The 16,753-nt window shown below is 72.9% G+C and carries 16 protein-coding genes; 4 read left to right on the top strand and 12 right to left on the bottom strand.

Features of this window, described 5'->3' with window-relative positions:
* Window positions 1-372 carry a DUF742 domain-containing protein gene (locus ACN28G_RS06255; protein ID WP_091436082.1) on the top strand — a complete coding sequence of 124 codons (372 nt, stop codon included), beginning with the start codon at window positions 1-3 and terminating at the stop codon, window positions 370-372.
* Window positions 353-961 (top strand): GTP-binding protein, encoded by a 609-nt coding sequence (locus tag ACN28G_RS06250; protein ID WP_091436080.1) that lies wholly within the window; start codon window positions 353-355, stop codon window positions 959-961. The genes ACN28G_RS06255 and ACN28G_RS06250 overlap by 20 nt, the downstream gene beginning before the upstream one ends.
* Here the strand turns inward: ACN28G_RS06250 and ACN28G_RS06245 are convergent.
* Entirely contained in the window at window positions 949-2,307 is a 1,359-nt protein-coding gene (locus tag ACN28G_RS06245; protein ID WP_421478669.1) for a hypothetical protein, read from the bottom strand. The two genes, ACN28G_RS06250 and ACN28G_RS06245, sit on opposite strands and share 13 nt — an antisense overlap.
* An 84-nt stretch (window positions 2,308-2,391) precedes the next feature.
* On the opposite strand from ACN28G_RS06245, the gene ACN28G_RS06240 reads away from it, so the two are divergent.
* Window positions 2,392-3,234 carry a copper resistance protein CopC gene (locus ACN28G_RS06240; RefSeq protein ID WP_421478668.1) on the top strand — a complete coding sequence of 281 codons (843 nt, stop codon included), beginning with the start codon at window positions 2,392-2,394 and terminating at the stop codon, window positions 3,232-3,234.
* Between the two features lie 69 nt (window positions 3,235-3,303).
* On the opposite strand, the gene ACN28G_RS06235 is transcribed toward ACN28G_RS06240, so the two are convergent.
* Window positions 3,304-5,745, bottom strand: a complete 2,442-nt coding sequence (locus tag ACN28G_RS06235) for a glycogen debranching N-terminal domain-containing protein (RefSeq protein WP_421478667.1) — start codon at window positions 5,743-5,745, stop codon at window positions 3,304-3,306.
* Between the two features lie 147 nt (window positions 5,746-5,892).
* Here ACN28G_RS06235 and ACN28G_RS06230 point away from each other — a divergent pair, with 147 nt between their 5' ends.
* Window positions 5,893-6,678 (top strand): alpha/beta fold hydrolase, encoded by a 786-nt coding sequence (locus ACN28G_RS06230; RefSeq protein WP_091436071.1) that lies wholly within the window; start codon window positions 5,893-5,895, stop codon window positions 6,676-6,678.
* A gap of 49 nt (window positions 6,679-6,727) precedes the next feature.
* Here the strand turns inward: ACN28G_RS06230 and ACN28G_RS06225 are convergent, their stop codons facing one another.
* Genes ACN28G_RS06225 through ACN28G_RS06180 form a run of 10 tightly spaced genes read right to left on the bottom strand, consistent with a single transcriptional unit; the run spans window position 6,728 to window position 16,726 of the window.
* Window positions 6,728-7,009 carry an acyl-CoA carboxylase subunit epsilon gene (locus ACN28G_RS06225; protein WP_091436068.1) on the bottom strand — a complete coding sequence of 94 codons (282 nt, stop codon included), beginning with the start codon at window positions 7,007-7,009 and terminating at the stop codon, window positions 6,728-6,730.
* The gene (locus ACN28G_RS06220; RefSeq protein ID WP_091446220.1) at window positions 7,006-8,550 is read right to left on the bottom strand and encodes an acyl-CoA carboxylase subunit beta; all 1,545 of its coding nucleotides are present in this window, start codon (window positions 8,548-8,550) and stop codon (window positions 7,006-7,008) included. The genes ACN28G_RS06225 and ACN28G_RS06220 overlap by 4 nt, the downstream gene beginning before the upstream one ends.
* A 12-nt stretch (window positions 8,551-8,562) precedes the next feature.
* Complete coding sequence (locus ACN28G_RS06215; protein WP_421478666.1) at window positions 8,563-10,107, bottom strand: FAD-dependent monooxygenase; 1,545 nt, start codon at window positions 10,105-10,107, stop codon at window positions 8,563-8,565.
* A 55-nt stretch (window positions 10,108-10,162) separates the two neighbouring features.
* The gene (locus tag ACN28G_RS06210; RefSeq protein ID WP_421478665.1) at window positions 10,163-11,791 is read right to left on the bottom strand and encodes an FAD-dependent monooxygenase; all 1,629 of its coding nucleotides are present in this window, start codon (window positions 11,789-11,791) and stop codon (window positions 10,163-10,165) included.
* Window positions 11,788-12,735: an aromatase/cyclase gene (locus ACN28G_RS06205; protein ID WP_091436061.1), complete on the bottom strand. Its 948-nt coding sequence runs from the start codon at window positions 12,733-12,735 to the stop codon at window positions 11,788-11,790. Before ACN28G_RS06205 ends, ACN28G_RS06210 begins: the two co-directional genes overlap by 4 nt.
* Before the next feature lie 31 nt (window positions 12,736-12,766).
* Window positions 12,767-13,552 carry a 3-oxoacyl-ACP reductase FabG gene (gene fabG / locus ACN28G_RS06200; RefSeq protein ID WP_421478664.1) on the bottom strand — a complete coding sequence of 262 codons (786 nt, stop codon included), beginning with the start codon at window positions 13,550-13,552 and terminating at the stop codon, window positions 12,767-12,769.
* A 28-nt stretch (window positions 13,553-13,580) separates the two neighbouring features.
* The gene (locus ACN28G_RS06195) at window positions 13,581-13,859 is read right to left on the bottom strand and encodes an acyl carrier protein (protein WP_421478663.1); all 279 of its coding nucleotides are present in this window, start codon (window positions 13,857-13,859) and stop codon (window positions 13,581-13,583) included.
* A 40-nt stretch (window positions 13,860-13,899) separates the two neighbouring features.
* Complete coding sequence (locus ACN28G_RS06190) at window positions 13,900-15,132, bottom strand: ketosynthase chain-length factor (RefSeq protein WP_091436055.1); 1,233 nt, start codon at window positions 15,130-15,132, stop codon at window positions 13,900-13,902.
* Complete coding sequence (locus tag ACN28G_RS06185) at window positions 15,129-16,400, bottom strand: beta-ketoacyl-[acyl-carrier-protein] synthase family protein (protein ID WP_091436053.1); 1,272 nt, start codon at window positions 16,398-16,400, stop codon at window positions 15,129-15,131. The genes ACN28G_RS06190 and ACN28G_RS06185 overlap by 4 nt, the downstream gene beginning before the upstream one ends.
* Entirely contained in the window at window positions 16,397-16,726 is a 330-nt protein-coding gene (locus ACN28G_RS06180; protein ID WP_091436050.1) for a TcmI family type II polyketide cyclase, read from the bottom strand. The genes ACN28G_RS06185 and ACN28G_RS06180 overlap by 4 nt, the downstream gene beginning before the upstream one ends.
* Window positions 16,727-16,753 lie beyond the last annotated feature (27 nt).

The raw sequence follows: 16,753 nt of genomic DNA, 5'->3' as shown, positions 1-16,753 counted from the left end.
ATGCCCGGTGCGGAGCCGATGTGGATAGACGACGAGGCGGGGCCCCTGGTCCGGCCGTACGCGATGACCGGCGGGCGGGCCCGTCCCAAGAACGGCTTCAACGTCATCTCGCTGGTCCTCGCCACCGGGCAGGCACCACCGTTGGAGCTCGGGCTGAGCCCGGAACACCAACACATCGTCAACCTCTGCCAACGGCCACTCGCCCTCGCCGAGGTCGCCGCGCATCTCCGGCTCCCGCTGGGAACCGTGCGCGTCCTCCTCGACGATCTGCTCGCCCGCGGGCTCGTCCGGGTCTCCGAGCCCCGGCCGCCCGCCACTCTGCCGGACAACCAGGTATTCGAGGCGCTGATCAATGGACTACGGAAACTCTGACGGCGTACCCGGGGTGACCATCCCGACCGCCATCAAGATCCTCGTCGCTGGTGGTTTCGGCGTGGGCAAGACGACGCTGGTCAGCGCCGTCAGCGAGACCCAGCCGTTGCGAACCGAGGAGGTCCTGTCCGAACGTGGGGTCGGGGTCGACGACCTCTCCGGCGTGGAGGCCAAGACCACCACCACCGTCGCGATGGACTTCGGCCGGATCAGCTTCGGTGACGACCTGGTGCTGTACCTGTTCGGCACCCCGGGGCAGGACCGGTTCTGGTTCGTCTGGGACGAGTTGGCCCTGGGCGCGCTCGGCGCGGTCGTGCTGGCCGACACCCGCCGGCTGGCCGACTCCTTCCCCTCCATCGACTACTTCGAGCGCCACCAGGTGCCGTTCATCGTCGCGGTGAACTGCTTCGACGGGGCCCGCCGTTACGACCTCGACGACGTACGGCTGGCCCTGGACCTCGATCCCGAGGTGCCGGTCGTGCTCTGTGACGCCCGGCGGCGCGACTCCAGCAAGGAGGTGCTGATCGCGTTGCTGCACCACGTGATGAAGGGCAAGGGCACCCGCAGCCGGGCGGATCAGCCGGCGTAGAGCAGCAGCAGACCGACGACGGTGTAGGCGACCATCAGCACCAGCATCGGCAGCTGACCGGTCACCGCCCGGGCCCGGGGGAACAGGTACAGCGCGCGGTCGTGGGCGAGCAGGGTGCCGAGCAGGTGACCGAGGACGATGACGGTGACCTGCAGGGCCGCCACCTGGTCGGGTGTGATCAGGGCGGTGTTGATCGACCAGTCCGCGGTGCCCAGCCAGTCGGCCCCGGTGCCACGCGGGTCGGCGAGCAGGGCGATGGTGCGCTGCCCTTCCAGGACCAGCAGCGCGTAGTAGTGGGCCAGCAGGTAGCCCACCGCGACGGGCACGATCGAGTGGGCCAGTTCACCGGCGACCCGACCGGCCGGGACCGGCTCGCCACCGGCGGCGTCGGCCCGGCGTCCGACGACGGCGGCGACCCGGGTGACGGCGAGCAGGGCCAGCGCCACCAGGGCGATCACCCCGGTGATCCCGACGGTGCCGGTGACCACCGGGGGCAGGCCGCTCTCCTGGCCGAACCGGAGCCAGGCGGGAGCGGTGGAGAGGCTGTCGTACATGGTCGAGCCGAGCAGGACGGTGACCACCGCGACCAGTCCCGGCTCCGGCCGGAGCCCGGCGATGCCGTCCATCGGGTTGCGCCAGACCAGGACGCCGTCGGCGCGCCGGCCGATGACCGCGAGCCGGCCGACCAGCGCGCTGTAGACCTCGAACGGATCGGCCCGGTCGAACCAGCCGACCCCGTAACGGACCGCGCCGACCAGCATGACCAGGGCGTAGCCGGCCAACCAGGCGTTGATCACCGGAAGGGTGGCCCGCCCCGGTGCGACCAGCTCCAACCAGACGAACGCGAACAGCCCCACGGCGGCCGGCCAGAGCCCCAGGCCGCCCGGCAACGGGCGCAGCCCCCGGTCCGGGTCCCGCCCGGCGGCCGTCGCGACCAGCAGGTAGAGCCCACGAAGCGGGTTCACCGCCCGCCAGACCGGCCCGAACAGCAGTGACACCGGGACCAGCCCGACCCAGAGCAGCACGTAGAGCACACCGGCGGTGGGGTTCTCCGGACTGTCCGGCCCGGCGAGCAGACCGACGCAGAAGTACCCGCCGGCGAGCAGGCCCGCGCCCCGCAGCGTCCACCGGGAGGCGGGGGCGTCGACGAGGCCACCCAGCCATCCCGGTACGGGTTGCCCGGCCGTCCCGGTGCGGTCCAGCCGGGGTACCCGCCAGAGCGCGCCGAGCGCGACGAAGGTGGCCAGCAGGGTCAACGCGACGGCGACGACGAGGTAGGGCAGCGGAAGCGGCAGATCCTGCCGCCCGCCGACGCCGTGCGCCAACAGCTCCGGGTAGGTGCCCATGCTCGCCTTTGCTGTGTCGGGCCGAGGTCAGGGCTGTGAACTTTACGTCTTGTCTCGTACCAGGGGAATGGCCATCATGAACAAATGCGAGCAGCCCTCACCCCTCTGCGACGTGCGGCGACACTGGCGACGGCGGCGCTCGTCGCGGTGTCGACGGCGCTGTTGCCCGCCACCCCGGCCGCCGCCCACGGCCAGCTCGCCACCTCCACCCCGCTGGCCGACACCGTGGTCACCAAGGCGTTGGACCAGTTGACCCTCGTCTTCACCGAGCAACCCCACCCGCAGGCCCACTTCACCCTCACCGCGCCCTCCGGGCTGCGGGTGGAGGGCGCCCGCTCCAGCGGCGAGCCGATCCGGCTCGACAAGCCGGTCCAGGAGTACTACCTCGTCGAGGGCAAACTGGAGCCGAAGCTGTACCACACCGGCTTCCCCACGCTGCTCGCCGTCTCGCACTGGCCCGTCACCGGCCGCTACACCGCCAGCTACCTCTCCATCGCCTCCGACGGTGACGAGGTCCGCGGCTCGCTCACCTTCGACTACCAGGGGCCCACCGGCGCGGCGCCCGCCGGTTGGGTCGCCCCCACCTCGCAGGCCGCACCGGACCTGCTCGCCCTGCTGGAGAAGGGGCACTCCGACCCGTCCCGGAGCAACCCCGACCCCGCGCAGACCCAGGCCGCCTACCCGCCGGCGCCGGCCGGCAACGAGACACCGGAGGGTGGCCTCAGCCCCTGGCTCGTGCCCGGGATCGTGGTCGCGGTGGTCGCGGCGATCGTCGTCGTCGCCGCCCGGCGTCGTACCGGCGCGACCCCGGCCCGTCCCGCCCCGGCGGCCCGCCGGACGGCGGCCCCCGGTGGCGGTCCGAAGCGGTCGGGCGCGGCCGGGCGCGGCCGACCGCACCCGAAGACCCGGCAGCGCCCTCGGCGCTGAGCAGGCCTGGTGGCGCCTTTGGCGCTGAGCAGGTTGTATAGCGCCTCCGGCGCTGAGCAGGCCGGGCGCCTACCGGGCGACCGGCCGGTCGCGGAAGGGGCGGCCCCGGCCGAGTGCGTCGGCGTACCCCCAGGGGCCCCGGAGGTCGAGCAACTCGATCTCACCGGTTCCCTCGGGGAGCCCGGCGTCGACCGCCAGGTGGTTGCCGTACGGCTCCAGCCCGAGCAGGGCCCGCAGCAGCAGCAGCGTCGCCCCGGCCGAGGGGGCGTACGGGCTGTCGGTGAAGCGGTACGGCACCGGTACCCGGGTCCGGTCCCGGTCGTAGCCGGCGAAGAAGCCGGGCAGCCGTCCGCCGAAGTACCGGCTCGCCTCCAGCAGACCCCAGGCGATCCGGGCGGCCTCCCGTTTGAAGCCGTAGCGGCGCAGTCCCCAGGCGATGAGGGAGTTGTCCGCCGGCCAGATCGCGCCGTTGTGGTGGCCCAGCGGGCTGAACCGCCCCTCCGTGCTGGCCAGGGTGCGCACCCCCCAGCCGGAGAAGAGGGCCGGCCCGAGCAGGTGGTCGACCAGGCTGCCGGCGCGCTCCGGCTCGACGATGCCGCTGAAGAGCAGGTGCCCGATGTTCGAGGCGAGGGCGTCGACGGGCGTCCCGTCGGCCTGCAACGCCAGCGCGTAGTAGCCCCGGTCGGGCAGCCAGAAGTCCCGGTTGAACCGGACCCGCAGGTCGGCGGCCTCCCGTTCCAACCGTTCGGCCAACGCCGGGTCGCCCCAGCATCGCCGGGCCAGTCGGGCGGCCCGCAGCTTGGCGTCGTAGGTGTAGCCCTGGATCTCGCAGATGGCCTGCGGGAAGGTCGGCAGTCGACCGTCGTGGAAACAGATCGCCTGCGGCGAGCCGCGCCAACTCTCGTTGATCGGGCCGGTCCTGGTCTGCCGGCGCGAGGACCAGACGTAGCCGGCCCCGACCGGGTCGGCGTACTCGTCCATCCAGGTGAGCGCGGCGCGGGCCTCGATCTCGTACCGGCAGACCAGGTCCCGGTCGCCGGTCCAGCGTTCGTACTCGTCGAGCAGGACGAGAAAGAGCGCGGTGGTGTCGGCGGCGGAGAAGTCGGCCGCGTCCGGGGCGTCGTTGAAGGCCGCCGACTCGCCGTACCGGCTCTCCTGCACGATCCGGCCCGGCTGCTCACCCCGGAACTCGTCGACGCGGGTGCCCTGACAGAGCGCCAGGATCCGCAGCGTGCTGACCGCCCGCTCGGGCAGGAAGGGCAGCGCCTGGAAGCTGCTGACCAGGCTCTCCCGGCCGAGCAGCGTCATCGACCAGGGCAGACCGGTGGCGGGCAGCCGCTCCCGGAAGTTGACCCCCTGGTAGTAGAGGGCGGCCAGGTCGTGCACGCTCACCCGGTACGCCTCGTTCAGCGGCAGGTGGTCGGCACGCAGCTCGGGCACGTTGGAGACGATCTCGTCGATCTCCCGCCCGGCCTCCACCCGCGAGCGGCCGGTGGCGCTGCGCAACCGGTCCCGCAGGTCGTGCCGGCGCAGGTCCCGGATCAGGGTCAGCACCCGCAGCCGGGTGGACCAGGTGGCGTGCGACTCGATGGTGACGGTGAAGGTCAGGCCGTGCTCGTCGATGTGCGCCGGTTCGCTTGTCGAGATCACCGTCTCCCGGTGCAGGGTCTGCCGGCGGTAGTGCAGCCGCAGTGAATCCTGGTCGACGGAGGCCGAGACCGTCCGGGGACGCTGGAACCCGTCGCGGATCTCCTGCACCTCGGCGAAGTCCGCGCCGACGTCGAGTCGGATGGTGTAGCGCACCGGTTCCGGCGCGAAGTTGAACAGGGTCAGCACCTCCTCGAAGTCGTCACCGATCGAGCGGTGCCGCAGGATCGAGGTGGTGGTGTTGACGTAGTGCGTGGGTTGGCCGGGCACCAGGGCGAACTTCGACTCGAAGGAGCGAATGTCGTCGATGGAGAGTACGGCGAGCTGTTCGCCGTCGACGGTCAGCCGCCAGGTCGACAGGAACCGGGTGTCGAAGAAGAAGAGGCCGAGCGGGACGGTGGGCTCGGCCTCGACGTCCCCGTTACGAGCGCTGATCATGAAGCTGTTGCCGAAGAAGATGCTGGTCCGCTCGTGCAGTCCGATGCCGTTGCGGGGGGTACGCCGCACCACGCCGCCGACCGGATGCGGGTTGCCGCTGTCGGCTGCGGTCGGCAGCAGCCGCCGGAACACCAGCAGCAGGGACAGGTCCCCCTCGACCGAGACGATCCCCCGGAACAGCATCGCCACCACGTGGTCGTGGCCGGCGACGAGGTCCTCGAACGCCGTCGTCGACAGCTCCACCACGCAGTCGGGGCGGTGTCCGGTGCGCTCGACCTGGACCCGCCGGCCGTCGAGGCGGACGAACCAGGCGGGGTGGGCGCCGTCGTCGAAGACGAACTGGAGCAGGCCGGTGGGCGTGCTGGGCAGCCGGTCCGGGGCGGACTCCGCCAGCTGCTCGAAGAACCGGTCGAGGGGTCGGCTCACCTCGGGTCCGGCGTGGTCAGGCATTGACCCGCCCCGCCCGCCACAGGCGACATAAGGGACGAATAACCATGAAATTAGCGTACGCTATGACCACCGGTGGAGACCGCGCTTCCAGTGGAACGACACCCCACCGCCGAGGAGGCCCCCATGTCGACCGGGCACACCGCCGCCGGACTGCGCTACTGGACCTACGGGCACGGCCGCCGCGACACCATCCTGCTGGTCCACGGCTGGTGCTGCGACCACGAGTTCATGGAGCCGATCGCCCGCCGGCTCGCCGACCGGCACACCCGGGTGGTCGCCGTCGACATGCCGGGCCACGGCGCGAGTCCACCACCTACCGACGGCTACGGCGTCGAGCAGCTGGCCGCCCGGCTGCGCGCCTTCGTCGGCGCGCTCGACCTGCGGCAGGTCGTGGTGATCGGGCACAGCCTGGGCGGGGTCTGGTCGCTGGCCGCCGCGGCCGGTGACCGGGACCGCTTCACCGGCCTGGGCCTGCTGGACTCGGCGGTGGCCGGGGCACCCGGTGCCGCCGCCGCGGCCGCCGAGTTGGCCCGGTCACTGCGGGACGACACCGCCGGCACGGTACGGGAGTCGATCGTCCGGTCGTACTTCCGGCCCCGCTCCGACCCGCGGCTGGTGGAGCAGGTGGTGGCCGCGATGGCCCGACCTTCCACCGAGGTCGGGTACGCGCCGATCGCCGGACTCGCCGCGTACCTCGCCGACGACACCGACGCGGCGGACCTGCGCCGGTGGGACCGTCCACTGCTCTATATCGGCAGCAACGCCCCGTTCGCCGACTACGCGCGGCTGGCCGAGCTGGCACCGCCTGCCGACATCGGGCAGACCGTCGGCTCCGGGCACTTCGTCCAGCTCGAGGTGCCCGCGCAGGTCGAGGCGATGATCGAGCGGCATCTGGAGCTGACCGACTGACCCGTCGTGCGGCTGTCGCGGGCCGACGTGGACCACCTCGCCGTCGCGGTCACCGCCAGCTCGCCGGCGACCGGTAGCCGGCGGCCGGCCGACCCCACCCCGCCCGCCGACCGCCGGCACCGGCCCGGTCCTCGCCGGCCACCCGCCCCTCGACCTCGGCCCGGTCCCGGGCGGCGGCCCGCACGAGCAGGACGGCGGTGAGCGCCGTGACCTCGTCGTCGGTCGGCTCGCCGCGCAGGACCCTCAGCCGGGTGCACGCCGCCCGCGGGCCGGTCGGCGCGGCCACGGTGGTCCGCGCCGCCACGGCGGCCACGGTGGTCGGCGCGGTCACTGCGGCGGGTTGCCGTGCTTGCGCACCGGCAGGTCTACGTGCTTGGCCCGCAGCATCCGCAGCGACCGGACCAGCACCTGCCGGGTCTCGGCCGGCGCGATCACGTCGTCGACCAGACCCCGCTCCGCGGCGTAGTACGGATGCATCAGCTCCTCCTCGTACTGCTTGACCAGCTGCGCCCGGACGGCCGCCGGGTCCTCCGCCGCGGCGATCTCCCGCCGGAAGATCACGTTGGCCGCGCCCTGCGCCCCCATCACGGCGATCTCGTTGGTCGGCCAGGCGAACGCCAGGTCCGCCCCGACGCTGCGGGAGTCCATCACGATGTACGCCCCGCCGTACGCCTTGCGTAGCACCACCGAGATCCGGGGCACCGAGGCGGTGCAGTAGGCGTAGAGCAGCTTCGCGCCGTGCCGGATGATGCCGCCGTGCTCCTGGTCGACCCCGGGCAGGAAGCCGGGCACGTCCAGCAGGGTCACCAGGGGGATGTTGAAGGCGTCGCAGAGCTGCACGAACCGGGCGGCCTTCTCGCTGGCGGCGATGTCCAGCACCCCGGCCAGCGACATCGGTTGGCTGGCCACCACCCCGACCACCTGCCCGTCCAGCCGGGTCAGGGCGACGATGACGTTCGTCGCCCACCGCTCGTGGACCTCCATGAACTGCCCGTCGTCGGCGATCTCCGCCAGCACCGCCCGCATGTCGTACGGGCGGCTGCCGTCGGTGGGCACGATCTCGTCCAGCGCCGCGCAGGACCGGTCGGCCGGGTCCTGGGTGGCCTCCACCGGGGGCAGCTCCCGGTTGTTCGCCGGCAGCAGGGAGAGCAGGTACCGCACGTCGGCCAGGCAACTCTCCTCGTCGTCGTGGACGAAGTGGGCGACACCGGAACGCTCGCCGTGCACGTCGGCCCCGCCCAGACTGTCCTGGGTGACCTGGGCGCCGGTCACCGCCTGCACGACGTCCGGGCCGGTGATGAACATCTGCGAGGTCTGCCGGACCATGAACACGAAGTCGGTCAACGCGGGCGAGTACGCCGCGCCCCCGGCACACGGGCCGAGCATCACGCTGATCTGGGGGATCACCCCGGAGGCCCGGGTGTTGCGTTGGAAGATCCCGCCGTAGCCGGCGAGCGCGCTGACCCCCTCCTGGATCCGGGCGCCCGCCCCGTCGTTGAGCGAGACCAGCGGGGCCCCCGCGGTGATCGCCATGTCCATGATCTTGTGGATCTTCTCGGCGTGCGCCTCACCGAGCGCCCCACCGAAGATCCGGAAGTCGTGGGCGTAGACGAAGACCATCCGGCCGTGCACGGTGCCCCAGCCGGTGACCACCCCGTCGGTGTGCGGCCGGCGGTGCTCCAGCCCGAACCCGGTCGCCCGGTGCCGGCGCAGCGGCTCCACCTCGACGAACGAGTCCGGGTCGAGCAGCAGCCCGATCCGCTCCCGGGCGGTCAGTTTCCCCTTGGCGTGCTGGCGCCGGGTCGCTTCCGGATCGGGCCCCTGGCGGACGTGTTCGCGCAGCTCCGCCAGCTCGGCCAGCCGGTTCCTGATCGGCAACGCGGTTCACCGCCGTCCAGCGGCGGACGACCCGACAGCCACCGGCGAACCGGCCGCCCCAGCCGTCTCGGTCGGCTCGGACTCCTGCGCGGTCACGGGTGCGCCGAACCAGCGGCGCAACGCCGTCCGCAGGCCGTCGGCGTCGTCGCCCACCCAGGCCACGTACCCGTCCGGGCGGACCAGCACGGCCGGCACCGACGAGAGGTCGTCCGGGCGCGGGCCGGCGGCGACGGTGACCACGACCCGATCGGTCCAGCCGGCGGCGGCCGAACGCAGCCCGGCGTCGTCGGTGAGATCGAGCAGGACACCGCCACCCGAGTGCAGCAGTTCCGGGGTACGGACCGACCCGGCCGGCCCGGTCAGCTCCCGGGGCGGCAGCCGGCGGCCCACCAGCGGGTGGTCGGCGTCAGGCAGGTCGTAGCGGATGTCCAGCCCGCTGACCATGCCGGCCAGGTGCTGCTTGACCACGTCGTACCCGCCGATCAGCTCGGTGAAGAGCAGCCGCAGCGGGTCGGCCTCGGCGCCGCCGAGGAAGACCGTGCCCTGGGCCCGGGAGTTCATCAGCAGCCGGGCCCCGGCCGGGTGCCGCTCGGCGTGGTACGTCTCCAGCAGGCCCTCCGGCGCCCAGCCCCGGACCACGGCGGCGAGCTTCCAGCCGAGGTTGGCCGCGTCCTGGATGCCGGCGCTGAGCCCCTGGCCGGCCGCCGGCAGGTGGATGTGGGCGGCGTCGCCGGCGAGCAGCACCCGACCCCGCTGGTACTGGCCGACCTGCCGGGCGGCGTCGGTGAAGGAGCTGACCCAGTGGGCGCCGCCGCCGTGGATCGACTCGCCGGTGATCCGCTGCCAGGCGTCGGCCACCTCGGCGAAACTGACCGACCGGGACCCGTCGCTGGCGGGGGTGCCGTGCTCACACACGATGATCCGGAACACCCCCTCGCCGAGCGGCGCGGCCATCACCATGCCGTTGGGCAGCTTCTCCCCCAGGAACCGGGGGCGCAGCTCGCAGCCGTACACGTCGGCCAGGTACATGCCCCGGCTCGCCGGGATGCCGGGGAAGTCGAAGCCACCCAGCTTGCGTACGGTGCTGTGCCCGCCGTCGCAACCGACCAGGTACCGCGCCCGCAGACTCCGGGGGCCCTCCGGGGTCTGCACGGTGATCTCCACGCCCTCCGGACCGTCGGTGAGCCCGCGCAGCTCCCAGCCCCGGCGCAGCTCGGCGCCCTGCTCGACGGCCCACTTCTCCAGCACGTCCTCGATCTGCGACTGGAGCAGTCCCCGGGCCCCGAAGTGGGCGTCGGGCAGCACCGAGTAGTCGAACTGCACGCCACCGAAGTGGCCCATCGGGCTGGTCTCCACCGTGCCGAAGCGCGGTAGCAGGCCCCGCTGGTCCAGGGTCTCCATGGTGCGGGCGGTGAAGCCGAGGCCGCGGGACTGCCCGGTGGGCTCGGTCAGACTCTCCACCACGGTCACCCGGGCGCCGCCCAGGCGCAGTTCACCGGCGAGCATCAGGCCGGTCGGCCCGGCCCCCACCACGATCACGTCCGTGTCCACGACGTTCCTCCTGTCTTCGGGGTACTGGCTGGTCAAGCTCTTCGGGTGCGGGGAATCAGATCCGGCCCGGCGGGCCGAACCACCGTTCGAGGGCGCCCCGGGCGCCGGGGTCGTCGGAGCCGAACCGGGTGCCGGGGTCGTCGGAGCCGAACCGGGCGCCGAGGTCGTCGGAGCCGACCCAGGCGACGTAGCCGTCCGGGCGGACCAGGGCCGCGGCCACCGCATCCAGCGGCCCGCCCGGTGCCGGGTCCGCGACCGCGACGGTGACCCGGTCGGCCCACGGCGCGCAGAGCCGGCCGGCCCGCTCGCCGGGCCCGCCGGTCAGGTCGACGAAGAGCCCCCGGCCGGAGCGGAGCAGGACGGTACTGGTCACGGCGGTGCCGACCGGACCACCCGGACCACCCGGACCGGCCGGACCGTCGGGACCGGCCGGATCCGGGGACGCGGCGGTGAGCGCGAGCTCCGGTAGCCGGGCCCCGGCCAGCGGATGGTCGCCGCCGTCGACGTCGTACCGGATGTCCAGGCCGCTGATCGTGCCGGCGAGCCGGAGCCGGTTCTCCTCCACGCCCAGCAGCCCGGTCAGCAGTTCCCGCATCGGCTCCACGTCGGCGTCGCCGAGCAGCAGCGACGCCTGCGCGCCGATGTTGGCCAGCACCCGGGCCCCCACCGCGTGCCGTTCGGTGTGGTAGGTGTCCAGCAGCCCCACCGGTGGTAGCGGGCCGAGGTGGCGGGCCAGCTTCCAGCCCAGGTTCATCGCGTCCTGGATGCCCAGGTTCATCGCCTGCCCGCCGGCCGGCATCTGCTGGTGGGCGGCGTCGCCGGCGAAGAACACCCGACCGTGCCGGTACCGGGTGAGCTGCCGGTTGGCGTCGCCGAAGGCGTTCACCCAGAGCGGGGTAACGCCGCTGAGATCCTCGCCGGTGACCCGCTTCCAGGCGTCGACCACCCGGGCGAAGGTCGGTTCGCCGCCCGAGGCCGGCCCGCTGTCCGAGGCCGGCCCGGTGCCCGACGGGGTGACCCGGGCGCCGAACTCGTGCACCATCACCCGGGTGGTGCCGTCGGCGTTGCGCGCCGCGATGGCCAGGCCCTGCGGCAGCCGTTCGAACCGCCGGTTGCGGATCTGGACCCCGGCCACGTCGGCGCGCAGCAACTCCCGGCGGGCCGGCCGGCCCGGGAAGTCGACAGCGGTCAGGGTCCGCACCGTGCTCTGCTCGCCGTCGCAGGCCACCAGGTACCCGCACCGCAGCCGTCGGGTGCCGTGCGGGGTGCGGGCCAGCACCGTCAGGTGGTCGGCCTCCTCGACCAGGTCCACCAGCTGCCAGCCGCGCCGCAGCTGGACGCCGAGCGCGTCGGCCCGCCGTGCCAGCAGCGCCTCGATCCGCTGCTGCGGGATCTTCCACAGCCCCGGGTAGCGGCCGGGCAGGGTCAGCTCCAGACCGATCCCGCCGAAGTGCCCGCGTCGATCGTTCGGGACGTCGCCCAGCTCCGCCAGGAGTCCCCGGCTGTCCAGCAGCTCCATGGTCCGGCTGTGCACGGTGGAGGCGCGGGATTCCGTGCTGGGCTGCTCGCGCTGCTCCAGCACGGTCACCTCGACCCCACCGAGGCCCAGCTCGGTGGCGACGGTCAGCCCGACCGGACCGGCGCCGACGACGACGACCCGGGCGTCGAGCGGGTGCCCGGTCACGGCCGGTTGCGCTCGGCGTGGTCCCGGGCGTACCCGAGGGTCGCCCGGCTGTTGGTGCTCAACGCGTCCTGGACGTAGCGACGGGCGTCGGCGAGAGTGGCCTGCGGCCCGAGGATCCGGGCGATGTTCGCCGCGTTGATCACCACGGTGTGCTGCGAGGTGGCCGCGACGCCCTCGTCGGTCTCGGCGAACGTCCAGATCCCGGTGTGCAGGCTCATCAACGGGGGCAGGGTGAACTGCTTGTACGCGATCCGGTGGTGCGGGAAGGTCACCCGGTACGACTTGGTCAGGTGGGTCGAGCCGTCCTTGGCCCGGGTCTGCATCTCCAGGGTCTGCAGGCCCGGGGTCTCCTCGTCGAGGCGGACCTCGGCCACGTGCGGCAGCCGCTCCGACCAGAGGTGCGCCTCGTTGATGAAGTCGTAGACGTCCTTGGCCGAGCCGGCCACCGACACGGTGTCCTCGAAGGAGAAGGTCGCCTCCTCGGCGGCGGTGGCGAACTCCACGTTGGTCTTCAGCGCGGCCAGTTCGCTGCGGGAGTTGCGGTCCACCGCCTCGTCGATCCAGGCCAGCCCGGCCGGATCGTCGTCGACGGCCCGGTAGTCGTGCAACAGCCGGACCCGGCAGGCGGTCGCGTCGACCGGTTCGATGAGCCAGGTGCCGCCCATCGCCGCCACCGGCGGGGTGGAGACCTCCTGGCGGAAGGAGATTCGCAGGTTGTCGGGGTCGAGGACGCGGCGGGACGTCCAGCTCTTGGGCGCGCCGTTGGCGGTGGCCCAGATCCGGATCCGCTCCTCGCGGTCGGTGTGCTCCAACCGGTCGACGTGGATGGTCGGCGGGAAGATCCGCGGCCAGTTGACCACCTCGGCGATCAGGCGGTAGACCGCCTCGGCGGGTGCGGAGACGGCGATCTCGTGTTCGACGGTACGCGGACCGGGCTGCGACATGCTGGTGGCTCCCTCGGTGCGGCGGGTGGGGTCAGAAGTTGCCGAGGCCACCGCAGACGTTGAGCGCCTGCGAGGTGATGGAGGCGGCCGGCTCGGAGGCCAGGTAGCCGACCAGGCCGGCGACCTCCTCGGGGGTGCTGTACCGGCCGAGCGGGATCTTGGCCTGGAACTTCTCCAGGATGGCGTCCTCGGTGGTCTGGTACGCCGCGGCGTAGCCCTGCCGGACCCGCTGGGCCATCGGCGTCTCGACGTAGCCGGGGCAGACCGCGTTGACGGTGATGCCGGTGGGGGCCAGCTCGTTTCCGAGCGCCTTGGTGAAGCCGACCACGCCGTGCTTGGAGGCCGAGTACGGCGCGCCGAGCACCACGCCCTGCTTGCCGGCGGTGGAGGCGATGTTGATGATCCGGCCCCAACCGCGCTTCCGCATCCCGCCGGTGCCGAGCACCGCCTTGGTGACCCGGAAGACGCTGTTCAGGTTGGTCTCGACCACGTCGAGCCAGAGCTCCTCGGCGATCTCGGCGGTGACCCCGCCGCCGCTGCGGCCGGCGTTGTTGACCAGGACGTCCACGCTGCCGAACCGCTCGACCGCGGCGGCGACGAAGTCGGTGACGCTCTCGGTGGAGCGGACGTCGACGGCCGCACCGCCGACCGTCAGGCCCTCCTCGGTGAGCTGCTTGACGGTGGAGGCGACGTTCTCGGCCGACCGCGCGCCGATGAAGACCGCGTGGTGCTGCCGGCCGAGCTGGCGGGCGGCGGCGAGCCCGATGCCGCTGGTGGCCCCGGTGACGACCGCGACCCGCTGGGCGTGCTGTGACATGGTGCGACTCCTGTCGGTGGGCGGGTGGTCAGGCGGAGGTGCCGGCCGTCGGTACGGCCAGGTGGGCGTTGACGACCGCGATGAGGTCACCCGGGGTGGCCGCGTCGATCACCTCGGAGTCGTCCAGGGTGACGCCGAACTCCCGTTCGATCCGGCTGCCGGTCTCCAACATGGCCAGGGACTCGTAACCGAGGTCGGCGAAGGTCACGTCGACCTTGTCCTGGCCGAGCTGGACGCCCTCGGCCTCACCGGCGCCCTCGATCAGGATGCGGCGCAGGTCGGCGAAGGTGAACTGGCGTGCGGTCATGGTGATCTACCTTCCGTCGGGGGGTACGGCGCGCGGGCCGTCACCGGGTGGCGTGGTGCGGGTAGCCGGAGCGCAGCAGCAGCGCCGAGTTGAAGCCGCCGTGGCCGCGGGCGAGCACCAGGGCGGTGCAGACCTGGGCGGCCCGCGGCTGCTCGACGACCAGGTCCACCTCGTAGTCGCTGGCCGGGTCCGAGTGCAGGGTGGCCGGGATCAGCCCCTCGGCCATGGCCAGCAGGGCACTGGCCAGGTCCAGCGGGCCGGCGCCGGAGTAGAGCCGTCCGGTCATGGTCTTCGGTGCGGTGACCGGGACCCCGTACGGGCCGAAGACGTCCCGGATCGCCTCGGCCTCGATCCGGTCGAGGTCGGCCACGGCGGCGGCGTCGGCGAAGACCACGTCCACGTTGGCCGGGGACAGCTCCGCGTCGGCCAGCGCCAGCTCGATGGCCTTGCGCAGCCCCGGTTCCCGACCGCTGCCCGGCCGGGGGTCGAAGGTGGCGCCGTAGCCGGCGATCTGGCCGTAGACCTTGGCACCGCGACGCTGGGCGGCCTCGGCCGACTCCAGGATCAGCAGGGCACCGCCCTCGCCCGGCACGTGTCCCCGGGCGCGGGCGTCGAAGGGCAGGTACGCGCTGGTCGGGTCGTCGCTGGTGCTGAGCCGACCACTGGTCAGCTGGGCCACCCAGCCCCACGGGCAGATCGAGGCGTCGACCGCGCCGGTGACGATCAGGTCGGTGCCCCGGCGGATCTGCCGGCGGGCCTGGGCCACCGCGTCGAGGCCACCTGCCTGGTCGCTGACGACCACCCCGCTGGGCCCCTTCATCCCGTTGCGGATCGCGATCTGCCCGCTGTTGACCGCGTAGAACCAGGCGAACGACTGGTACGCGCTGACGTACTGGCCGCCCTTGCTCCACAGGTTGCGCAGCTCGCGCTGGCCGAACTCGAAGCCGCCCTGCGCGCTGGCGGTGGTCACCCCCATGCTGTACGCGGGCAGCGCGGCGGGGTCCACACCGGCGTCGGCAAGCGCCCAGTCCGCGGCGACCAGCGCCAGCTGTGTCATCCGGTCGGTCTGCGGCAGCAGCCGGCTGGGCAGGTGGTCGGCGGCGACGAAGTCGGTGATCTCCCCCGCCAGCCGGGCCGGGTAGCCGCTCGGGTCGAAGCGGGTGACCGGCCCGATGCCGCCCCGGCCGTGCCGGGTGGCCGACCAGAAGTCCCGGGTACCCAGACCGTTCGGCGAGACCACGCCGAGTCCGGTCACCACCACCGAGGTCGTCATCGCTGCTCCCGTCCGGGTCGGGCGAGCACCATGGCGCTCTGGAAACCGCCGAAGCCGCTGCCCACGGTGAGCACCGCGTCGGTGCGGTGGTCGCGGGCGGTCAGCGGCACGTAGTCCAGGTCGCACTCGGGGTCGCGCTGACGCAGGTTGGCCGTCGGCGGTACGACGTGGTGCTCCATGGCCAGCACCGAGGCGGCGATCTCGATGGAGCCGATCGCCCCGAGCGAGTGCCCCACCATCGACTTGATCGAGCTGACCGGGGTCCGGTACGCGTGCTCGCCCAGGCTGCGCTTGAACGCCGCGGTCTCGTGCCTGTCGTTCTGCTTGGTGCCGCTGCCGTGGGCGTTTATGTAGTCGATCTGCTCGCCGTTCATCCGGGCCTCGTCGAGCGCCACCCGGATCGCCTCGGCCATCTCCGCCCCGTCCGGCCGCAGACCGGTCATGTGGTACGCGTTGCTGCGGGTGGCGTACCCGGCGATCTCGGCGTAGACGTGCGCGCCGCGCCGTTGCGCGTGACCCAGCTCCTCGATCACGAACATCGCGGCGCCCTCACCGAGGACGAACCCGTTGCGGGTGGCGTCGAAGGGGCGGGAGGCCTGCTCGGGGTGGTCGATCCGGGGGGTGGTGGCCTTGATGGCGTCGAAGCAGGCCACGGTGATCGGCGAGATCGGCGCGTCCGACGCGCCGGCGACCATCACGTCCGCGCTGCCCTCACGGATCAGCTCCACCGCGTGGCCGACCGCGTCGATGCCCGAGGTGCAGCCGGTGGAGACCACAGTGGACGCGCCCTGCGCGCCGACCGCCCAGGCCACCTCGGCGGCGAACGAGCTGGGCACCAGGTAGTTGTAGAGGTGCGGCACCGCGTACCCGTGGTCGACCAGGTGCAGCCGGCCGCCGTCGCTGACGATCCGGTACTCCTGGTCCAGGCCCATGGTCGCGCCGACCGCGCTGCCCACGGTCACCCCGATCCGGTACGGGTCCAGCCCGTCCAGCTCGATGCCGCTGTCGGCCACCGCGCCCCGGGCGGCGACCACCGCGAACTGGGCGGCCCGGTCCATCCGCCGGGCCTCCTGCGGGCCCAGGCCGTGCTCCTCGGCGACGAAGTCGATCTCCGCGCCGACCCGGGAGCGGAACGGCGTCGGGTCGAAGAAGGTGATCGTCCGGGTCGCCGTGCGCCCCTCGCTCAGCAGGCTCCAGAAGTTCTTGGTTCCCGTACCACCGGGGGCCAGGACCTCGACGCCGGTGATGACGGCCCGCCGGCCGGTCACGCCGTCGCCTCCCAGGAGTAGAAGCGGGTGGCCATCGCGTCCGCCGGGGACCGCCAGGTCTGCGGGTCGTACGCGGTGATGTGCGGTTTCAGGTCCTCGCTGATCCGCACGAAGCGCCTGTCGGTCTTGGCCTGTTCGATCAGCTCACCGCCGTTGTCGGCGTCGAAGTCCTGCAGGTGGAAGTAGAGCCCTCGGTAGGCGAAGAGCTGCCGGCGACGGGTGCCCATCAGGTGCGGCATGTCCCCGGCGTCGAACTCGGCGAAGAGCGCGGCGACGTCACGGCGGGCCGCGAGGTCCATCCGCGCCACGATCAGGGTGCTGTGCATCGGTGTTTCCTCCACTGTCGACTGGCC

The organism is Micromonospora sp. WMMA1923 (assembly GCF_049179195.1).
Lineage (GTDB): Bacteria > Actinomycetota > Actinomycetes > Mycobacteriales > Micromonosporaceae > Micromonospora > Micromonospora yangpuensis.
This window is presented reverse-complemented; position numbering and strand designations above follow the sequence as displayed.